This window comes from Clostridium polynesiense (genome assembly GCF_000820705.1).
GTDB lineage: Bacteria > Bacillota > Clostridia > Clostridiales > Clostridiaceae > Clostridium_AA > Clostridium_AA polynesiense.
This window is the reverse complement of the sequence record NZ_CCXI01000074.1, coordinates 1-3,086: the sequence shown is the minus strand read 5'-3', so window position 1 is coordinate 3,086 and position 3,086 is coordinate 1. Positions and strand designations below refer to the sequence as shown.

The following is a 3,086-nucleotide window of genomic DNA, read 5'->3' as shown; positions in this document are numbered from 1 at the left end:
CTATCTTAAAACTCTAATAAGCAAAAAAAATATAAGGACGTTACGCCTTACTATTTTTTTATTTTACTATTCTACTGGTGAAATTAGGTCTTTACCAACACCGCAAAGTGGGCAAACCCAATCTTCTGGCAGTTCTTCGAAAGAAGTACCAGGATTTATTCCGTTATCTTCATCTCCAACTGCAGGATCATAAACGTAACCGCATACATCACATATATAACTTTTCATTTTGAGTTCCTCCTTCAAGTTGTAATACATAGTTATTAATAAACAATTTCTATTATTTATATAATAATTATATCATCACAAGCAATAATTTCAAGTTTTATAATGAAAAAACAAGTTAATAAAATTTAAACTATTTTTGCTTTTGATATTATATTTTGCCGCAGAGCTTACTGAAATATCCATGAGGTATAAAACCTTTTTTTATACCCTCGGTAACTACAAGATAAGTAGCTGCAGTATCAAAACGTGCATCATGATAATTGCCGTTGGCTTCGAATAATTTTGAAGCTGTAGCTTCAATAGAAGCTTTATCTATATTTAAGTATTTAATAACCTCTTCCAGCTTAGGGTTTTTATAGTCTCCCTTTAAATTAGGAATCCTGCATACATTTTTGTAATATGCCATGGTACAGAATAGCCTTTTGGGTTCAAAAAGTTCTCCTATTCCTTCTAATTCGTGTTTTAAAAATTTAATATCAAAGCTCACATTATGTCCGATTACCACGTCTGCTTGATAAAAATCTTTTATAAAATCATTGAACCTGTCTTCGAAATATTCCCCATTGCTTAATTCGTACAGTTTTTCAAGTGAAAAACCGTGGACTGCTTCAGCTTCAGCATCCATATGCTCTACGGTAAAAAAATAATTTTTACCTACAGTCTTTTGAGGCTTAACAGAGGAATCAACCGTTATGTAACTTAGCTGGCAGATACTGCCCGGTCTTATACCAGTAGTCTCTGTATCAAAAAATAGTAACTTCATTATTGACCTCCTAATAAATTCTATACAATTAAATTTTATCTAAGATTTTCTGCTATAAAATTCAATAGCTTTATGCAGTTATTCAGGGTAAGATCATTCTTATCAATAACAGGATTAAATTCAACAAAATCCATAGACTTAACCATTTTTAATGAGAGAATTTCTTTTAATATATTTTCTACCTCATAATAATTTAATCCGTTACCCACGGGAGTTCCTGTACCTGGCACCAGCGTAGAATCTAAAGAATCGATATCAAAGCTTAAGTGTATATTTCTTACACCGGATTTTTTTACGGCGCTTTTAAGCTCTTCACAGATTTTTTTTATGCCTTTTTCCTTTATATCGTTAGTTGTCCACAGGTTTAAGGAAAAATCTTCTATTAATTTTAATTCCCCTTCATCAAGATCTCTGGCTCCTACAATAAACACGTTTTCCGGTTTAACCTTAATTCCTTGATAATATAAATCCGTAAGATGCTCATGACCAAGTCCCATAGCTGCAGCTAAAGGCATACCGTGAACGTTGCCGGTGGGAGAGGTTTCAAAGGTGTTTATATCTCCATGGGCGTCAAACCATATCACTCCTAAATCACTTCCAAAGTATTTGCTTACTCCTGAAAGGCTTCCCAGGCCTAAGGAGTGATCTCCTCCCAAAACTAATGGAAAACTACCACTTTTAAGAGAACTGTATACTAAATGAGCAAGATTTGTATTTACACCTACTATTTGTGATAGATATTTCATATTATTATGATCGCAAAATTTATCGTCTATTTCAAAGGAGGGAACATATAAATTACCTAAATCATAAACTTCATGATTATGGTTTTTGAATATTTGTAATATATTGTTTTCTCTTAAGTTATTGGGACCTTTTTCAACACCAGGTTTATCGCAGCCTAAAAATAATGGAACACCAATTAAATTTATGTTCATCTCTTGTACCTCCGCTATAATACTAAATAACCATTATATATTAAAAAAATAAATTATGAAACATTTTGTTTAGCTATATTATTTTAATACTTTTTGGGCAAAATGAAAATAGGTAATTTGATGAAAGTTGATAATGATTATTAAATAATATATAATAAATTTAGGGCTATTGCAAATTCTAAGAAATGGAGGTAGTTTTATGGATATAAAAACCAATAAAATTTCTATAGTAGGAGCTGGTTTTGTAGGATCAACCACAGCATTTGCATTAATGCTGGAAGGGCTAGCATCAGATATTGTTATAGTAGATGTAAATAAGGATAAGGCTGAAGCAGAGGCTATGGATTTATCCCATGGAGCAGCCTTTGTAAAGGCAGTTGAAATTAAAGCAGGAGATTACAGTGATACAGCGAATTCAGATATTGTAATAATAACTGCAGGAGTTGGGCCAAAACCAGGTGAAACAAGGCTTGATATAATTAACAAAAATTTAAATATATTTAAACAAATAGTACCGGAAATAGTTAAATATAGTCCTAATTCACTTCTGCTTGTGGTATCAAATCCAGTAGATGTACTAACTTATATTACTTACAAACTATCCGGTTTCCCTGCAAACAGGGTTATTGGATCAGGAACAGTGTTAGATACTTCCAGATTTAGATATATACTTTCAGATTATTTTAAGGTTGATGCAAGAAATGTTCATACTTATATAATAGGAGAGCACGGCGATTCTGAAATAGCCGCTTGGAGCTTAACCAATATTGCTGGTATGAATGCTGATGAATATTGCGATAATGTTTCTAAGAATTGTGATAAAAGCTTTAAAAATGATATTCCCGAGCAGGTTAAGAATGCAGCATATGAGATAATAAATAAAAAAGGATACACTAACTATGCCGTTGCTCTTGCAGTGAGAAGAATAGTAGAAGCTATCCTTAGAGATGAAAATTCTATTTTAACAGTTTCTAGCTTGTTTACAGGACAATTTGGCATTGATGATGTTTATCTTGCCATACCTAGTATAGTTGGAAGCGGGGGAGTAGAAGGTATAATACCTGTACCCCTCTCAGAAGAAGAAAAAAATAAACTTAAGGAATCTGCAGATATTCTTAAGAAGGTAATAAGTGAATCAGATTTAAGCATATAAAAAA

General features: G+C 32.3%; 4 protein-coding genes. 1 reads left to right on the top strand and 3 read right to left on the bottom strand.

The window, feature by feature from the left end; genetic code table 11:
• Positions 1 to 66 precede the first annotated feature (66 nt).
• The 3 genes from rd to rocF form a co-directional block, all read right to left on the bottom strand.
• Positions 67 to 228, bottom strand: a complete 162-nt coding sequence (gene rd / locus TA89_RS07065) for a rubredoxin (protein ID WP_040212113.1) — start codon at positions 226 to 228, stop codon at positions 67 to 69.
• Between the two features lie 148 nt (positions 229 to 376).
• On the bottom strand, positions 377 to 991 hold the full coding sequence (locus TA89_RS07060; protein WP_040212112.1) for a 3'-5' exonuclease: 615 nt from the start codon (positions 989 to 991) through the stop codon (positions 377 to 379).
• Positions 992 to 1,026: 35 nt separating this feature from the next.
• A complete protein-coding gene (gene rocF / locus TA89_RS07055; protein WP_040212109.1) occupies positions 1,027 to 1,929 on the bottom strand; it encodes an arginase in 903 nt (300 codons plus the stop codon).
• 199 nt (positions 1,930 to 2,128) lie between these two features.
• Here rocF and TA89_RS07050 point away from each other — a divergent pair, with 199 nt between their 5' ends.
• Positions 2,129 to 3,082 (top strand): L-lactate dehydrogenase, encoded by a 954-nt coding sequence (locus TA89_RS07050; protein WP_040212107.1) that lies wholly within the window; start codon positions 2,129 to 2,131, stop codon positions 3,080 to 3,082.
• Positions 3,083 to 3,086 lie beyond the last annotated feature (4 nt).

Bases quoted from the DNA above. Each gene is read 5' to 3' on its own strand.
- TA89_RS07050 (WP_040212107.1), top strand. From the start codon at position 2,129: ATGGATATAAAAACCAATAAAATTTCTATAGTAGGAGCTGGTTTTGTA.
- rocF (WP_040212109.1), bottom strand. From the start codon at position 1,929: ATGAACATAAATTTAATTGGTGTTCCATTATTTTTAGGCTGCGATAAA.
- rd (WP_040212113.1), bottom strand. From the start codon at position 228: ATGAAAAGTTATATATGTGATGTATGCGGTTACGTTTATGATCCTGCA.
- TA89_RS07060 (WP_040212112.1), bottom strand. From the start codon at position 991: ATGAAGTTACTATTTTTTGATACAGAGACTACTGGTATAAGACCGGGC.